This window comes from Bradyrhizobium sp. IC3123 (genome assembly GCF_020193625.1).
Taxonomy (GTDB): Bacteria; Pseudomonadota; Alphaproteobacteria; order Rhizobiales; family Xanthobacteraceae; genus Bradyrhizobium; species Bradyrhizobium yuanmingense.
Map to the genome: position 1 here is coordinate 53073 of NZ_JADYVF010000004.1, position 16932 is coordinate 70004.

Sequence of the window (16932 nt, forward strand, 5' to 3'; positions counted from 1 at the left end):
CCGCGCGGAGCGCGGCCCGATGACAGGCTCCGCGAAGCAATCCAGAGTGTCTCCGCGGACGCATTGCTGGATTGCTTCGCTGCGCTCGCAATGACGGCGTGGGGCGATCTCGCTTATAATCGCAGCAACAACACGCCTCGCGAGGTCCTATGCCTAGCTACCGCCTGCACTACTTCCCCGAATCCGGCAACAGCTACAAGCTGGCGCTGATGCTGACGCTCTGCGGCGAGACGTTTGAGCCGGTCTGGACCGATTTTGCCGGCGGCGTCACGCGCACGGCGGAATGGCGCAAGGCCGTCAACGAGATGGGCGAGATTCCCGTGCTCGAGATCGACGGCGTGAAGATGACGCAGACTGCGCCGCTGCTGCTGAAACTGGCCGAGCAATACGGCCGTTTCGGCGCCGAGACGGAGGACGAGAAGTTCGAGCTGCTGCGCTGGCTGTTCTGGGACAACCACAAGCTCACCGGCTACATGGCGACCTACCGCTTCATGCGCGCCTTCACCGAGAAGAACGATCCGCAGGTGCTGAAGCATTTTCGCCGGCGGCTCGAAGACTTTCTCGGTATCCTCGACGGCCATCTCCAGCACAATGCATTCGCGATCGGCGCAAGGCCGACGGTCGCGGACATCTCGATGATGGCCTATCTGCATTATCCCAGCGACGAGCATGGCTTCGATTTCGCATCGAGCCATCCCGCCATCCATGCCTGGCTCGGCCGCATGGCCGCGCTGCCGGGCTGGAAGCCGGCCTACGAGCTGCTGCCGGGAAAACGGATGACGAACTACGCGACGTGAGGACTCTCTCTTCTCCCTCTCCCCGTTCTTACGGGGAGAGGGTTGGGTGAGGGGCTTCTCTCCACATGTGAGTTCGTCGAGGGACCTGTACCCCCTCACCCGAATTCGATCTGCGATCGAATTCGACCTCTCCCGCAAGCGGGGAGAGGTAAGCAAGCTCACCTCAACGACAGCCAGCCCAGCGTGAACAGAATGCCGCCGACGATGACGGCCACCGCGACGGCCCAGATGCTGACGCGGGCGCTGCCGGTGACCTGCTTGACTTCCTCGTTCCGCGCGATCTCGCGATTGCGCGCCTTGTTGGCGTTGCCGGTATCCGTCATGGGTCATCCAAATCGCTTGAGACCTTATCTTGCGCGTGATCCTTCGGAAAACCGCTCCACACTTTTCCTGGATCACGCGCTAACGCGTCTTGATGAAGCACATGCCGATGCGGCGCGAGGCCGCGGCGGCCTGGCAGGTCAGACCGCTAGCACAGCTCCATGACGTAAAACTCCTGTCCGGCGTTCCCGATCCCGGATCTTGCAGGGAACAATGCGCGCCCCAGCCGTCCTGATATTCGCTGCCGGCGAGCTCGCGACTGCCGCGGGTCTGCGGCCGACTGGCAAATCCGCGTGAGAAATCAGGGATCTTTCCGGCCGCGAACGCGGTCAGGATGTCGCGGCGGCGGAGTTGGTCGCCGAAGAAGTGCGGCGAGGCCGCCACGATGGCGGCATTCGACGGTCTGTCCGCAAGCCAATCGACGCCCGGGAAATGGAAGCCGCCGATGCCACGGGTCTGGTGACAGCCGGTGCAGGTGACGTCGTTGAGACGGCGCTGGAAGCCTGCGACCGAGCGGACGTTCTGCATGTCGAGGCCGTGGGCCGCCGCCTGCTTCAGCGCGCCGACCACGTCATTGTCGGTAAAGACGGGATCGCCTTTGCCCTCCCCCTGCATCATGCCGAACTCCGGCTGCAACGCCGAGGCGTCGAGGCCGGCGGGGGTCGGCACGATTGCGGCCCTGGCCAGAAATTTCTCCGGGATCAACACGGTGCCGCGATCGAACGCGCGTAAGTTCTCCGGCGCGAGCAGCCACGCCTTGAAGTCGCGCCGCAGCGCATCGTCGGCAAGAATGCGATCGCGGTCGATCTGGTTCTCCAGCGTCGATTCCACGAATGTCCTGGTGGCGGCATTGTACTTGAACACCTTGAGAAGATAGTCCGAGCGGAAATCGTGCAGCGCCGATTTCGGCGCGACCGAGACCTGGATGTTGGTCTCGATGCTGTCGAGCATGGCGTCGTCAGGCGGAGCGCGACCGCCGATCAAGCCCTGCCAGTCGCCATTGTCGAGCCAGCGCCGCGCGATCTCGGCGCAGCTGATCGGCTTGCCGTTCGCATCCGTCTGGCGCCCATCGCGCGCCTTCATCACGAGGTTGAATGTCATCGGCAGGCGCGTTGCGGTCTTGCCGCCATCCGGCCCGCTGTCGAAGCGCGCCAGACGATAGATCAGCCGGATCTCGCCACAGGACTCTTCCGAGACATAGGCACGATCCATGCGATTGACGATGCCGGCCAGCACGAAGCGCGCCTCGCGCGATTTCAGATTGGCCCGATCGAACAATTGTACGCCGAAACCCTCGCCGACGCCGATGGTCTCGCCCGGATAGGTCGCCCTGAACCATGCGATATAGCGGTCGAATTCCGCATCGATCGCGGGCAGAATGTCTTTCAGCTGCGGCAGCGAGGCGAACATCGGCTCGGTCGTGAGCGGGACGTCCGAATTCCGCTCCGGCGACAAAAGACGCGAGATCGTCAGCGTGTTGTTCTGGTCGAGCTTGCGCAGGAGATCGGGATCGGTAATCGCGGTGCCGCGCGTCAGCGCGGCATTCTCCGCTGCGAACAGCGAAACCACACCGCCCAGCAATGCGGCGGCAGCAACGAGAATTCGCAAGGCGCGGCCCATGCCTGAGGTAACACCGCGCAGGGACACCTATTCAAGCAAAAAGGCGCCTCACATCGCAGTGAAGCGCCTCTTCGAAAGTCGGATATCGGCCGCTCAGCGTCCGGTGATCAGCCCCCTCGAGGTGACGACCACCCAGCGGCCATCCTGGCGGCGGATCGCATCGACACGGCCGACGCCGGGGATGGGGTCGCCGGGATAGACCTCGTAGAGGCCGTCGCGGCCCTCGATCAGCGCGCCGCCATTGCCGGCGCTGCGCAGCCGCCAGCCTTCGATCGTCGGCAGACGCCCAACTTCGGTCTTGGGAGCTGCGGGCGCCGGGACCGGTGCGGCCGCCGCGGTCGCGACCTGCGTCGGCGCGATCGAGCCGGTGGTCTCCTTGGGCACCGCTGCAGCGGCCTGCGCAGGCGCGGCGGGCGGCGTGGCGCGGAGCTTGTCGACGGCCTCGGACAGCTTTGCGATCCTGGCCAGCGGCTCGGCCTGCGCCTTTTCGAGCTTGTCCAGGCGGTCGTTGGCCCGGTTGAACTGGGTGAGGCCGGTCTTCGAGCTCTGCTCGACATTGGCCTTCAGGGCGACGAGGTCGGCGTCGATCCGCGCCACGGACGCATCCAGCGCGCTGGTATCGGCGACCTGGACCGGAGCCGGGGCGTGTGCGGCGAAACGCATCATGCCGGCGGTCGCAAGCGCGCCGCTGATCGCGCCGACGCTGGCGGCAATCGCCACCACCGCGGCCATCGCCGACAGCCGGCGCTTGCTGCCGGACTCGCGCGGCTCGTCCGCCTTCCCATGCGGGGCGAACTCCTCGCGCTCCCAGGCGCGGTCGGCGGGCGGCATGACGATGAGCTTGCCGTGCTTCGGCTCAGGCTTGGCCTCAGCTTTGGCGTCAGTCTTGGCCTCAGTCTTGGCCTCAAACTTCGGCACTTCGATCCGCGGCGGCTCAATCTTCGGGGCGTCCGCCTTGACCGGATCGGGCTTGGGCGGCGCTTCGTGGTCGGGGGCGATCGAGGGGGCCTCGATACCCGCGGCAGCCTCGATGGCCTGCGGCGCTGCCGCGTCGATGGCAGCGGAATCCTGGGCAGCCTGCTCGGGCATTGGTTCGCTCACGGCTCAAATACTCCAGTCTCGGTTGACCTTTTGGTAACTTTCATTGCTTGCGAAATCCTTACCTCGGGACCCGCTTACCGAAATTTTAGGAATTCATCCGGGGCCGAATTGGGCCGGGAAAGTGGAACCGGTGTGGCGGGCGTGAAACAGTTCGTAATCGGGGGAAGATGAATGGGGGCGGAATGGCCCCCATGGCGTCATTGCGAGCGCAACTCCGCGGAGGCAGTCTGGATTGCTTCGTCGCAAGGGCTCCTCGCAATGAGGGAGCGCGCCGCGCGCGCTCCGATCAAATCACTATCCGTCACATCACGACGGGAGCATCCGGCAGCTCGTTCGCATGCGGCCCTTGCTTAGGAAAATGCTTTGCCATTTCGCGCGAGACGGCCTCGATGCCACTGATCACGCCGCGTTCGAACCGGCCCGATCTGAACTCGGCCTCTATCGCGCGGCAGATCGTCTCCCAACCCTCCGCGCCGACCTTCGCGTCGATGCCGCGATCGGCGATGATCTCGACGTCGCGGTCGGCGAGCAGGAGATAGATCAGAACGCCGTTGTTGTGAGCGGTGTCCCAGACGCGCAGATGCGAGAACACGTCGAGCGCGCGCTCGCGGGCCGGCTGGTTACGGAACAGCGGGCGGCCGTCGAGCGCCCCTTCGACGACGAAGCGGACCTGGCCGGAATGGGTGGATTCGCCGCGCTTGATCGCCTGCTCGATGCGGTCGAGCACCGCTTGCGGAAAGATCTGCTTCGCCCGCCAGTGATGCTGCACGAGATGCCGGGCAATGCGCTTGATGCTCATGATAGCTACCAGCTCCCCGAGGCGCCGCCGCCGCCAAAACTGCCGCCGCCGCCGCTGAAGCCGCCGCTACTCGACGATCCGCTACTCCATCCGCCGGAGGAGCCGCTCGACCACGAGCCGCCGCGCGAGCGGCCCGTGCCCGGCGTGATCGCCGAAAACAGATCGGCGATGAATCCGACGATGAAGCCGAGGATGCCGACAGCCGCCGCGAGCGCCGCGGAGCCGAGAATGAGCCAGGTTACCGCTGCGATGATGCCCCCGGTCACCAATGATCCGAGCAGCCGCCCCAGGATGGCGCGGAAGAACCCGCCGACGCCGATCGAGGCAAACAGCGCCACCGCAAACACCGGCGCCAGATCATCCAGACTATTGTGGGCGAAGTTGACGCTGCGCGAGGGTGACGGCAGCGGCTCGCCGTCGATCACCCGCAACATGCGGTCCACGCCTGCGCTGATGCCCGCGGCGAAATCGCCACTCCTGAACTTGGGGGTGATCGCCTCGTCGATGATGCGCCGAGAGGTGACGTCGGTGAGCACGCCTTCGAGACCGTAGCCGACCTCGATGCGCAAATGCCGGTCGTTCTTGGCGACGACGAGAATCGCGCCGTCGTCGACCTTCTTGCGACCGATCTTCCAGGCCTCCGCGACGCGAATCGAGAATTGCTCGATCGTCTCCGGCTGCGTGGTCGCGACGATCAGGACAGCGATCTGGCTGCCCTTGCGGTTTTCGAAGTCGCGCAGCTTTTGCGTGAGCGTGGCGATGTCGCTGCTGGAGAGCGTGCCGGTCTGATCGACGACACGGCCGGTGAGCTGGGGGACGGCGACGTCGGCATGGGAGGGGAAGGCAAAGGTGAGGAGGAGGGCGATGGCGAACACAAAAGAGGCGATCGCTCGATGCGCCCACCAAATCCTCGCTGTCATCGCCCGGCTTGACCGGGCGATCCAATATTCCAGAGACGCCCGTGGGATGCGGAGAGGCTGCGGCGTACTGGATTCCCCGCCTTCGCGGGGAATGACAGCGGAGTGTGGGGCGCGCATTCGAAACGACGCGCTTACTTCGACGGCGCCGGCGCCGCGTTAAAGTCCACCTTCGGCGCGGTCGAGATCGCCTTCTCGTTCTCGACAGAGAAGTTCGGCTTCTCCTTGTAGCCGAACGCCATCGCGGTGAGATTGGTCGGGAACGAGCGGACGGTGACGTTATAATCCTGCACCGCCTTGATGTAGCGGTTGCGCGCCACCGTGATGCGGTTCTCGGTGCCCTCGAGCTGCGACATCAGGTCCTTGAACAGGGCATCGGACTTCAGCTGCGGATAGTTCTCGGTGACGACCAGAAGGCGCGACAGCGCGCTGGAGAGCTCGCTCTGCGCGGCCTGGAATTTCTGGAACGCGGCGGGATCGTTCAGCACCTCCGGCGTCGCCTGAATGCTGCCGACCTTGGCGCGTGCATTGGTGACGCCGAGCAGCACGTCCTTCTCCTGCTGGGCAAAGCCCTTCACCGAGTTGACGAGATTGGGCACGAGATCGGCGCGGCGCTGATACTGGTTCACGACCTCGGACCAATTGCCCTTGATCTGCTCGTCCTCGCTCTGGATCGCGTTGTAGCCGCAATTGGTCAGGCTCAGCGAGGCCAGGGCGGCCAGCACGGTCAGGATCTTGCGCATTAAATTTCTCCCGGTGGAATCCGGCGCAAACTATCAGATTGCGCGCCTGAGAAAAGCAGCAGGCTGACGCAAGCCTCTTGCCTCGCACCGGCCGACATAGTCAACTCCGGCAAAACAAGAGCGGAAACACCAGGGGGAACGCGATGTCCTCGTTCGAGACCATCCTCGTGGAACGGCCTGAGCCGGCGATCGTCCGTGTCGTGATGAACCGGCCCGAGGCGCGCAACGCGCAGAACCTGCAAATGACCTACGACCTCAACGCCGCCTTCGACGCGGCGGTGCAGGACGATGCGGTCAAGGTGATCATTCTCGCCGGGAACGGCCCGCACTTCTCCTCCGGCCACGACCTGCGCCCCGGAGACAAGAATACCGCAGGGGTCGATTTCCCGCCGATTGGAAATTGGGGCGGTTTCGCCGAGCCGAACGCCCATGGCCGGTTCGCCCGCGAGCAGGAGATTTATCTCCAGATCACCCGGCGCTGGCGCAATCTGGCAAAGCCCACCATTGCCGAGGTGCATGGCAAGTGCATCGCCGGCGGCTTGATGCTGGCCTGGGCCTGCGATCTCATCGTCGCCAGCGACGATGCGCAGTTCTGCGATCCCGTCGTCACCATGGGCGTGTGCGGCGTCGAATGGTTCGTGCATCCCTGGGAGCTGGGACCACGCAAGGCCAAGGAGTTCCTGTTCACCGCCGACAGCTGGAGCGCGCAGGAGGCGCACCAGCTCGGCATGGTCAACCAAATCGTGCCGCGCGCCGAGCTGTCGTCGCGCGTGCTGGAGCTGGCGCGAAGGATCGCAACAAAACCGTCCTTCGCGCTGAAGCTGACCAAGGAGGCGGTCAACCGCTCGGTCGACGTCATGGGCCAGCCGGCCGCGATCGACCAGGCCTTCGCGCTGCATCAGCTCTGCCACGCGCACAATCTCCAGGAGTTCGGCATGATCGTCGATCCATCCGGCCTGCATCCCTCCGTGCGCAAGCCGCCGGCCGCCGCGGAGTAGACGCGATGGATCTCAATCTCAGTGACGAGCAAAAGTTGCTGCGCGAAAGCGCGGAACGTTTCGTGGCCGAGAGCTACGATGCCGAGCACCGCCGCAGAATCGCGAATGATCCGCTCGGCTTCAGCCCGGCCGTTTGGAAGCAATTCGCCGAGCTCGGCTGGCTGGCGCTGCCGCTTCCGGAAGAGTTCGGCGGGCTCGGCGGCAGCGCGGTCGATATCGGCATCTTGATGGAGGCCTTCGGCCGGGGCCTGGTTTCTGAGCCTTATGTCGCAACAATCGTGCTCGGGGCCGCGCTGATCGCCAGATGCGGCACCAGCGAGCAGAAGCAGGCGAGCCTGCCCAAGGTGGCGGACGGATCACTGAAGCTTGCCCTGGCGCATTCGGAGCGCGCCGCCCGGTTCGATCTTGCCAAGGTCACGACCAGCGCCAACAAGACCGGACAAGGCTGGCGCCTTTCCGGCAGCAAGATCGCCGTGCTCGACGGACATGCCGCCGACGAGATCATCGTCTCCGCCCATATCCACGATCATCGGGGCCCCTCGGGCCGGATCGGCCTGTTCCTCGTGCAGGCGACGACGTCAGGCCTCGTCATCAGTGATTATCCGCGTCTCGGCGGCGGACGCGCCTGCAACATCGAGCTGTTCGACGCGCATCTGCCGGAAGACGCCCTGCTCGGCGACGGCAGCGACGCCGTGCCCGCGATCGAATGGGCGATCGATCGCGCCATGGCCGCGCTCGGTGCGGAAGCTGTCGGCATCATGCAGACGCTGCTCGACACCACGCTCGACTACACCAAGATCCGAAAACAATTCGGCCGGCCGCTCTCCGCCAACCAGGTGATCCGCCACCGCCTCGCCGACATGGCGATGCAGGTGGACGAGGCCCGCTCGATGGCGCTGCGCGCGGCGTTGAAGGCCGATAGCGCGCCGATCGAGCGTGCCCGGGCAGCCTCGGGCGCGAAGGCGAAGATCGGCAAATGCGCGCGCTTCGTCGGCGAGCAGTCGATCCAGCTCCATGGCGGCATGGGCGTCACCGAGGAGCTTGAGGTCGGCGCCTATTTCAAGCGCCTCGTCGCGTTCGACACGCTGTTCGGCGGCAGCGCGCATCACTATGCCCGCCACGCCGAGCTGAGCCGCAGGGCCATCTCTGCTTAACAAGGAGCGCATCATGGACCTGTCGTTCAATGCCGAGGAGCGCGCCTTCCAGAGCGAGGTGCGCGGCTTCATCGCCAAGAATCTCACCGAGGAAATGAAGCGCGCGACCGCGTTGACGCCATCGGTGTTCTCCGATCCCGACATCGGCATGGCCTGGCAGCGCGCGCTGCACGCCCAAGGCTGGGGCGCGCCGGGCTGGCCGGTCGAATATGGCGGCCCCGACTGGACGCCGGCGCAACGCTGGATCTTCGAGACTGAATGCGCCCGCGCCGGCGTGCCCAACGTCAACGTGATGGGCGTGAAGATGGTCGGGCCCGTCATCATCGGCTTCGGCAGCCCCGAGCAGAAGAATTTCTACCTGCCGCGGATTCTCTCCGGCGAGGATTATTGGTGCCAGGGCTATTCCGAGCCGGGCTCCGGCTCAGATCTGTCGTCCCTCAAGACGCGCGCGGTGCGCGACGGCGACGACTACATCATCAACGGCACCAAGATCTGGACCACGCATGCGCATCACGCCAACCGCATGTTCGCGCTGGTGCGCACCAGCGACGGGGCGCGGCAGCAGGACGGCATCAGCTTCATCCTGATCGACATGAAGACGCCTGGAATCACCATCCGTCCGATCCTCACCATCGGCGGCGACCACGAGGTCAACCAGGTGTTCTTCGACGACGTGCGCGTGCCCGTGGCCAATCGCGTCGGCGAGGAAGGCAAGGGCTGGACCTACGGCAAATATCTGCTCGAGTTCGAGCGCGGCGCGGGCATCGCCTCGGCCAAGCTGCGCGAAGGATTGAAGGCGGTTGCCGATCTTGCCGAGTCCGACCTCACGGGCCGCGCCATCGACAGCCCTGACATCGCGACGCGGATTGCCGAGGTCGAGGTCGACATCGACGCGCTCGAGATGACGGAGCTGCGCGTGCTCTCGGCACTCCAGACCGGCCAGAATCCCGGCGCGGTGTCGTCGATCCTGAAGCTGCGCAACAGCGAGATCCGTCAGGCCGTGACGCGGTTAGGAGCCGACGTGATCGGCCACGACGCCCTCGCCGTCGAGCCGATGCGCCCGCTCTACAAGCTCAACCACGAGCCGGCGACGCCTGAGGAGATGCTGACGGTGATGCCGGAATATCTCAACGGCCGCGCCTACACCATCTTCGGCGGCACCTCGGAAATCCAGCGGGATATTATCGCGAAGATGATGCTGGGGATTTAGGGCGAACCGGCGCCACATCCTCAGTGTCGTCCCCGCGGAGGCGGGGACCCATAACCACAGGCCGAGGTGGTTACGGGGACTCGGAGTTGCCAGCTTCGCGCGACAACCACTCCCTGTGGTTATGGGTCCTGGGCTCGCGCTTTGCGCGCCCCGGGACGACGAGCTGAGTTTGGTGCAATAGCCTGCGCAACAGCTAGCGCACTTACCCCGCCGCCTTCGCGTCCCGGATCGCCTGCCAGATCTTCTGCGGCGTCAGGGGCGTGTTCAGCTGGGTGATGCCGAGCTCGGCGAGCGCGTCCATCACGCCGTTGGTGACGCAGGGCGGGCCGCCGATGGCGCCGGATTCGCCGCAGCCCTTGGCGCCGAGCGGATTGGTGCGGCAGGGCGCGGAATCATCCAGCGTCACTACGATCGGCGGCACGTCGTCCGCGCGCGGGATGCAGTAATCCTGGTAGCTCGCCGTCAGCAGCTGGCCGTCGGCATCATACGACACGCCTTCATACAGCGCCTGGCCGATGCCTTGCGCGACGCCGCCATGGATCTGGCCGGTGACCAGCATCGGGTTCACGGCGACGCCGACGTCGTCGACCGTGGTGTAGCGCACGACCTTGGAGACGCCGGTCTCGGGGTCGATCTCGACCTCGCAGATATGCGTGCCGTTGGGCCAGCTCGGACCATCGACCTCGCCTTCGGAATCGACGCTGAGCTTGGCGCCGCTCTCCTTCTCGGCGAGATCGAACAGGCTGATGCGGCGGTCGGTGCCGACCACGGTGAGCATGCCGCCCTGATATTCGATGTCCTCGACCGAGGTCTCCAGCACGTTCGCTGCTTTCTCGCGCGCCTTCTGGATCAGATCGTTGGAGGAGACCGCGACCGCCGTGCCACCGACGAACAGCGACCGCGAGCCGACGCTGCCGAAGCCCATGGCGAGATCGGTGTCGCCCTGCACCACGTCGATCTTGTCCATGGCAATGCCGAGCGTGTCGGAGATCATCTGGGTGTAGGTGGTCTGCAGCCCCTGCCCCATCGCCATGGTGCCGGAATGCAGCACAACGCGGCCTTGCGAGGTCGCGTGCAGGCTGACCTTCTCGGTGTGGGCGCGGCCGCCGGTCCACTCGATGTAGGAGGTGAGTCCGCGGCCGTAGAGCAGGCCCTTCTTCTTCGCGGCCTTCTTGCGCGCGGCAAAGCCGTCCCAGTCAGCGAGCTTCACGGCGCGGTCGAGCATGTGCGCGAAGGCGCCGGAATCGTAGACCTGGCCGGCCGCATTGGTGTAGGGCAGCTGCGCCGGCTTGATGTAGTTGGCCTTGCGGATCGCGCGCGGATCCATGCCGATTTTTCGCGCAGCGGCGTCGAACAGGCGCTCGACGATGAACACCGCCTCAGGGCGGCCGGCGCCACGATAGGCCCCGACCGGCGCGGTGTGGGTCATCACCGACTGCACCTCGAAGTGCACCAGCGGCAGGTCGTAGACACCGGTCTGTACGAACGGCCCGAGCACCAGCGGGATGATGTTGGCCGCGCCCGAGGAATAGGCCCCGGTGCAGCCGATCGACTTGACGCGATAGGCCAGCACCTTGCCCTTCTCGTCCAGCGCGAAGGACGCCGTCGACGTGAGATCGCGGCCGTGGGTGCCGCCGACGAACTCGTCGGTGCGGTCGCCGCGCCAGCGGATCTTCTTGTTCAGCTTGGTCGCGGCATAGGCGACGATGCCGTCCTCGGGATAGAGATTGGTCTTCTGGCCGAAGCCGCCGCCGATGTCGCCGACCAGCACGCGGACGCTGTCCTTGGGACGCTTGAGCACGGCTTCCGCCAGCACGTCGCGGGTCGAGGCCGGCGTCTGCGACTGCACGTGCAGCAGGAGACGGCCGGACTTCTTGTCGATCTCGGCAATGGTCGAGCGCGGCTCCATCGAGGACGGAACGAGACGCTGGCTGACGATATCGAGCTCGACGGTGTGCGCGGCCTTGGCAAAGGCCTCGTCGACCTTCGCGGCGTCGCCGTAAGACATCGCGCCGACGATGTTGTCGGGCGCCTCCGGCCACACCACGGGCGCGCCTGATTTCACCGCCTCGACGGGATCGACCACCGCGGGCTGCACATCGTATTCGACCGCGATCGCCTCGGCCGCGCTCTGCGCCTCCACGCGCGATGACGCCACCACCGCGGCCACGGCCTCGCCGGCGTAGCGGACGACCTCGTGGGCGAGCAGCCGGCGCGGCGGCACGGTCATCGGCTTGCCGTCCGGGCGCTTGAAGATGTTCAGCGTCGGGATGGTGCCGATGTCGTCCTTGACCAAGTCCGCGCCGGTGTAGATCGCGGCAACGCCCGGCATCGAAGCCGCGGCGCTGGTGTCGATCGAGACGATCTTGGCGTGGGCGTGCGGCGAGCGCAGCACGTGCAACCACAGCGCGCCGTCGGCCGGCTTATCGTCGATGAACTGTCCCTTCCCGGTGAGCAGCCTCTGGTCTTCCAAACGCTTGACGGGCTGCCCCGCTCCGAAACGCAAATTGCCGGGAAGAATGTTCATTCCGCTGTATCCTCGAGATCGGGAAAAACGACGGCGGCGGTTTTAACCGATTTTGCGCGCCAGACAACCGAGCCCCGGCACATCTGCGATGCGCGTCAGAGCCCCTTGCAGGGGCGGATTGGGCGGCTAGGACCTGTCGATATCGACAATGCTCACATTCACGTCACGGGTGTCCGAGCCGCGCTTGACCGTGAGCCGAACGGTCTTTCCGGCCCCGGCCTGCTCGAGCGCATCGGTCAGGTCGGCAAGGCGCCGCACCGGCTTGCCTTCCACCGCGGTGATGATGTCTCCGACCGCTCCCGTGGAAAAGTTGACGCCGCGAATCCCCGCCCGCTCGGCAGGACTGCCGGGGGCCGTCCGCACCACGATCACCCCTTCGACAGCAAGCCGGGTCGACACATCCTCGCCGGCGGCCACGATGCCGATGCCCGGCGTCGGCACGCGGCCGTTGCGGATCAGCTCGGGCACGATCCGGTTCACGACATCGACCGGCACCGCGAAGCCGATGCCGGCGTTCGATCCGGAGGGCGAGATGATCGCAGTCGTGACGCCGATCAGCCGGCCGGCGGAATCCAATAGCGGCCCGCCCGAATTGCCGGGATTGATCGCGGCATCGGTCTGGATGACGTTCGCGATCTCCCGGCCGCCATGGGTCGGGAGCCGGCGCTTGAGCGCGCTGATGATGCCAGAGGTCATCGACTGATCCAGCCCGAAGGGATTGCCGATCGCGAAGGCGGATTGTCCGACTTTCAGGTCATTCGAACTGCCCAGCGCAATCGGAGCTGGAAGCTGGCGCACGCTGCGGATGCGCAACACCGCGAGATCGTAATTGGGCGCCGTGCCGACCAGGTCGACCTGGGCCACCTCACCCGAGGCAAAGCGCACGGCGATCTCGCCGCCATTGGCGACAACATGATTGTTCGTCACCAGGTGGCCGTCGCGGTCCCAGACAAATCCCGTGCCGGAAGCACCACCGCCGGCCTGAGTTTCTTCGCCCATGAGGGGACTTGCCGCCGACTTGGCCGCAACCTGAACGACCGACGGCGATACGCGCTCGAAGATGTCGATGGTCGCCTTCTCGCCGTCCCACAGCGGCCCGCGCTGCTCGACGGCACGTGCGGAGGGCGCGGCCCATGGGACATACGAGACGGGGACATGCAGGATCTTCGCGGCCGTGACCGCGACCAGCAGGGCGGCGAAGGCTGCCGCGGCAATCGCATAGCGACGATTCATTGGGTGATCACCGTGTCTTGTGCTGAATGCGGGCTGTGAGATGCACATGCATGAAGTGGCAGGATCTCGCTTACGCAGCAACGTCGCAAACGCGCGGAAGTTTCTCGGTCAGGTATGGACCATTTTGCGCCCGGCACAGATGCCGGGGCATATTGCCGCGTGGCGAGCTATTCCAGCTCGCGTAGCGCCGTTTCCACGATTTTGCGCGCATCCGCCGTCAGTGGCGCCTGCGGCGGGACGGGGCCGCCGACGTCATAGCCCTGGATCGCAAGGCCGGCCTTGATGCACGCCGCGAGATTGAAACGGGCGAAGGCTTCGTTGATCCGCCACAGCCGCCGCTGCAGCGCCATGGCCTCGTCCCAGCGGCCGGCCGTGCAGAGCTCGTACAACGCGACGCTCTGGCGCGGGATGATGCAGGCAGGTCCCGCCATCCAGCCGCGGCCGCCGATCAGCATCACCGCTGCCGGAATGTGGGCGGAGGCGGAGAACACGCGCAAGGCGTCGCCGCAGCGGTTCATGATCGAGAGCAGCCGTCCGGTGTTCGTGGAGGCATCCTTGATGTAGCCGATGCGCGGATGCTCGGCGAGGCGCGCGATGACGTCGAGCGTGAGATCGGAGCGCTGGAATTGCGGATTGGTGTAGATGACGACGGGAATGTCGACGGCATCGGCAATGGCGCGGAAATAGGATTCGACCTGCGCATCGGCCAGGGGGAAATACGCCTCCAAAATCGCAAGGATGCCGTCGGCCCCACACTTCTGGCAGGCTTTCGCCTGCGCCACCGCATCCGCCGTTGCGGTGGAGGCGACGCCGGCGATAACAGGCACGCGCCCCTGCGCGGCCTCAATCGTGGTCTGCACGACCGCCATGCGTTGCGCGGCGTTTAGGTAAGCGAATTCGCCGGTCGAGCCCAACGGCGTCAGCCCGTGCACGCCGGCGCCGATCAGGTCGTCGCAGAGTTTTGCCAGCACGTTGGTTCGCACCGTGCCGTCGGCATCGATGGGCGAGACGAGATACGGAAAGACACCGTGGAATTCGGACATGCGGCGCTGATCCCGGTCGATTGGTTTGCGGCTGACCGCTATTACCAATGCCAGCGCCGGCGATCAAACCCTGAGCAGACGCACCCGCGTGCCCCAGGGATCAATCGCCTCCACCCCATCCGCAAGCGCCGTGACCTTCACACCGCCTTTGCGCAGCCGTTCTTCCTGCGCGGCGAGCAGCTCCGGGTTCGCCATCACCAGCGAGAACCAGGCAAGACCGGTCGTGGACTCGTCGCGCTGGCCGGCGCCCTGGCTCTGCCAGACATTCATGCCGAGGTGATGGTGATAGCGGCCCGACGCCAGGAACGCCGCGCCGCTGCGGCGGCGGGTCGGGTCGAGGCCGACGGTGCCGTGATAGAAGCTCTCGGCCTGGGCGAGATCGCCGACGCGCAGATGCATGTGGCCGATGCGCATTCCATCCGGCGCCTTGGCATAATCGGGAACGCGCGTATTGGTGAGCGACAACAGGTCGGGAATGTTGAGCTCGTCGGTCGCCATCTTCACGCTACCCTCGCTCCATTGCCATTGCGAGGGGTCGCGGTCGGCATAGACCTCGATGCCGTTGCCTTCGGGGTCGTCGAGATAGACGGATTCGGAGACGAGATGATCGGCAAAGCCCGACAACGGCACGCGGTGCGAGGCGGCATGAACCAGCCAGCGCGCCAGATCCTTGCGGGTCGGCATCAGGAAGGCGGTGTGGTAGAGGCCTGCGGCGCTGCGCGATTCAATCGCGGCTTCGGGACGGGCCTCCAGCACCAGCAGCGTGAGGCCTGATGTGCCGAGCTTGGCTGTGGCCGCCGAGCGCTCCATCACGGTGAGCCCGATCACATCGCGGTAATAATCTGCGACTTTGTCGAGGCTCTTCACCCGCAGCGTCACCATGCCGACCCGCATCGGCGTACGGCTGGCAAAGGTGGGGCCGCCGCCCTGCGCTGTGCCCTCGGCACGGGCCGCGGCTGTGGCGGCCATGGCGAGCGAGGTGGCGCCGGCGAGCTGCAGCAGGGTGCGGCGGGTCAAGTCGATGGTCATCGGTCGGGCTCGCTGGAAATCCTCGAGGCCAAATGGCCCAATTTTGGGATTGCTACACGTTCCCGTGAGGCGCTCCCAATCACATGTTCGTCGGTCGCGGTCTTGCGGAGGCCGTCCTGGTCCTGGCCACCCGGCCAGTTTCGCAATCGCCCGCGGCATCCCAGATTGAGGACAACTTACGGGAGCCCGCCATGACTGATCTTAGTCCCCTGTCCTCACTGTCCTCCGCGCTCGCGGACATTGTGGCGCGCACCGCGCCGTCCGTCGTCTCCGTGCATTCGCATCGCTCTCGCGCGACCGGCTTCGTCTGGAGGAGCGGCCTGATCATCACCGCAGATGAGGCCCTCGCCGACGAGGGTGAGGTCGAGATCGGCCTCGCCGACGGTAGTCGGGTCGCTGCCACGATCGCCGGCCGCGACCACACCACCGACATCGCGCTGCTGCGCACTGAGGCCGCGGTCGCGCCGGTCAAGCTCGCCGCAACCCTCCCGCCGCTGGGCGCATTGTCGGTCGTGGTCGCGACCAGCCGGGAGACACCAAGCGCGGCGCTCGGGATGGTGTCGGCGTCCGGAAAGAGCTGGCGTTCCCTGCGCGGCGGCGACATCGATGCGCGGATCGAGCTCGACGTCCGCCTGCGCGGCAGCCAGCAGGGCGGGCTCGCGCTCGATGCATCGGGCGAAGCCTTCGGCATGGCCGTGCTCGGGCCGCGGCGCGTGCTGGTGATCCCGACCGCGACGATCGAGCGTGTCGCGCCCCAGCTGGAGGCGCGCGGCCGCATCGCGCGCGGTTATCTCGGCCTTGGTCTGCAGCCGGTGCGGCTCGACGACGGTATCGGCGCGATGGTGATGAATGTCGACAAGGCCGGGCCTTCGGCCGCGGCCGGCATTCGCCAGGGCGACGTGATCGTGGCGGTCAACTGCCAGAAGCTCTCGGGCGTGCGCGCACTGTCGCGAACGCTGGGACCTGCGAGCGTCGGCGCGGTGGTCGACGTCGCCGTGCACCGTGGCGGCGAGCCGGTCAGCTTCAAGGTCACGGTCGGCGAAAGGCCGGAGGCGTGAGCGAGGACAAGACGGCCGAGATCGTACTGTCGCTTGAGATCGACGATTCCGCCCTCGCCGATCGCCTCGCGGCCCTGCTCGGCAATGTCGCCGGGCTTCGCCTCGCAGCGCCCGGCGAGCAGCCCGCCGCAACGATCGTCGCCCGCGATACGCGCATCATGCCTGCGGACATCGCGCTGACGCAGCGCGAGCTCGACGTGCTCGCGCTGATGGCCGAGGGCGCGTCCAACAAGATGATCGCGCGGCAGCTCGGCATCTCCGTGCACACCGTGAAATTCCATGTCGGCTCGTTGCTCGACAAGCTCGACGCCACCGGCCGCACCGATGCGGTGGCGCATGCGGCGCGCCGCGGCGTGATCGAGCTTTGACAGCCCTAACGGCG

Annotated in this window: 16 protein-coding genes; 6 read left to right on the forward strand and 10 right to left on the reverse strand. The window is 66.0% G+C overall.

Annotated features, from left to right (window positions below):
* Window positions 1-149 precede the first annotated feature (149 nt).
* Window positions 150-797: a glutathione S-transferase family protein gene (locus I6F20_RS14505; RefSeq protein ID WP_225126702.1), complete on the forward strand. Its 648-nt coding sequence runs from the start codon at window positions 150-152 to the stop codon at window positions 795-797.
* A gap of 158 nt (window positions 798-955) precedes the next feature.
* On the opposite strand, the gene I6F20_RS14510 is transcribed toward I6F20_RS14505, so the two are convergent.
* The 6 genes from I6F20_RS14510 to I6F20_RS14535 form a co-directional block, all read right to left on the reverse strand.
* Window positions 956-1120, reverse strand: coding sequence for a hypothetical protein (locus tag I6F20_RS14510; protein WP_193374981.1), 165 nt, complete (start codon window positions 1118-1120; stop codon window positions 956-958).
* A gap of 79 nt (window positions 1121-1199) precedes the next feature.
* A complete protein-coding gene (locus tag I6F20_RS14515) occupies window positions 1200-2738 on the reverse strand; it encodes a hypothetical protein (RefSeq protein ID WP_225126703.1) in 1539 nt (512 codons plus the stop codon).
* Between the two features lie 93 nt (window positions 2739-2831).
* Entirely contained in the window at window positions 2832-3827 is a 996-nt protein-coding gene (locus tag I6F20_RS14520; RefSeq protein ID WP_225127149.1) for a hypothetical protein, read from the reverse strand.
* 313 nt (window positions 3828-4140) lie between these two features.
* Entirely contained in the window at window positions 4141-4638 is a 498-nt protein-coding gene (locus I6F20_RS14525) for a TPM domain-containing protein (protein ID WP_225126704.1), read from the reverse strand.
* A 5-nt stretch (window positions 4639-4643) separates the two neighbouring features.
* Entirely contained in the window at window positions 4644-5558 is a 915-nt protein-coding gene (locus tag I6F20_RS14530; protein ID WP_036009682.1) for a TPM domain-containing protein, read from the reverse strand.
* Between the two features lie 131 nt (window positions 5559-5689).
* Window positions 5690-6298 (reverse strand): LemA family protein, encoded by a 609-nt coding sequence (locus I6F20_RS14535; RefSeq protein ID WP_036009681.1) that lies wholly within the window; start codon window positions 6296-6298, stop codon window positions 5690-5692.
* A 143-nt stretch (window positions 6299-6441) separates the two neighbouring features.
* Here I6F20_RS14535 and I6F20_RS14540 point away from each other — a divergent pair, with 143 nt between their 5' ends.
* From I6F20_RS14540 to I6F20_RS14550, 3 genes are read left to right on the forward strand one after another with little or no spacing between them, the layout of a single operon-like run.
* Window positions 6442-7296: an enoyl-CoA hydratase gene (locus tag I6F20_RS14540; RefSeq protein WP_036028670.1), complete on the forward strand. Its 855-nt coding sequence runs from the start codon at window positions 6442-6444 to the stop codon at window positions 7294-7296.
* A 5-nt stretch (window positions 7297-7301) separates the two neighbouring features.
* On the forward strand, window positions 7302-8450 hold the full coding sequence (locus I6F20_RS14545) for an acyl-CoA dehydrogenase family protein (protein ID WP_225126705.1): 1149 nt from the start codon (window positions 7302-7304) through the stop codon (window positions 8448-8450).
* A gap of 13 nt (window positions 8451-8463) precedes the next feature.
* The gene (locus tag I6F20_RS14550; RefSeq protein ID WP_225126706.1) at window positions 8464-9660 is read left to right on the forward strand and encodes an acyl-CoA dehydrogenase family protein; all 1197 of its coding nucleotides are present in this window, start codon (window positions 8464-8466) and stop codon (window positions 9658-9660) included.
* A 202-nt stretch (window positions 9661-9862) separates the two neighbouring features.
* Here I6F20_RS14550 and I6F20_RS14555 read toward each other — a convergent pair whose 3' ends face one another.
* The 4 genes from I6F20_RS14555 to I6F20_RS14570 all read right to left on the reverse strand — a co-directional run bounded on the left by I6F20_RS14555 (window position 9863) and on the right by I6F20_RS14570 (window position 15492).
* Window positions 9863-12187 carry a xanthine dehydrogenase family protein molybdopterin-binding subunit gene (locus I6F20_RS14555; RefSeq protein WP_225126708.1) on the reverse strand — a complete coding sequence of 775 codons (2325 nt, stop codon included), beginning with the start codon at window positions 12185-12187 and terminating at the stop codon, window positions 9863-9865.
* 126 nt (window positions 12188-12313) lie between these two features.
* The gene (locus tag I6F20_RS14560) at window positions 12314-13420 is read right to left on the reverse strand and encodes a S1C family serine protease (protein ID WP_225126709.1); all 1107 of its coding nucleotides are present in this window, start codon (window positions 13418-13420) and stop codon (window positions 12314-12316) included.
* A gap of 167 nt (window positions 13421-13587) precedes the next feature.
* Window positions 13588-14463 carry a dihydrodipicolinate synthase family protein gene (locus tag I6F20_RS14565; RefSeq protein WP_225126710.1) on the reverse strand — a complete coding sequence of 292 codons (876 nt, stop codon included), beginning with the start codon at window positions 14461-14463 and terminating at the stop codon, window positions 13588-13590.
* Between the two features lie 63 nt (window positions 14464-14526).
* Window positions 14527-15492, reverse strand: a complete 966-nt coding sequence (locus I6F20_RS14570; protein WP_225126711.1) for a VOC family protein — start codon at window positions 15490-15492, stop codon at window positions 14527-14529.
* Between the two features lie 191 nt (window positions 15493-15683).
* Between I6F20_RS14570 and I6F20_RS14575 the strand changes: the two genes are divergently transcribed.
* A complete protein-coding gene (locus I6F20_RS14575; RefSeq protein ID WP_225126712.1) occupies window positions 15684-16550 on the forward strand; it encodes a S1C family serine protease in 867 nt (288 codons plus the stop codon).
* A complete protein-coding gene (locus I6F20_RS14580; RefSeq protein WP_057027757.1) occupies window positions 16547-16918 on the forward strand; it encodes a response regulator transcription factor in 372 nt (123 codons plus the stop codon). The genes I6F20_RS14575 and I6F20_RS14580 overlap by 4 nt, the downstream gene beginning before the upstream one ends.
* The last annotated feature ends 14 nt before the right edge of the window (window positions 16919-16932 follow it).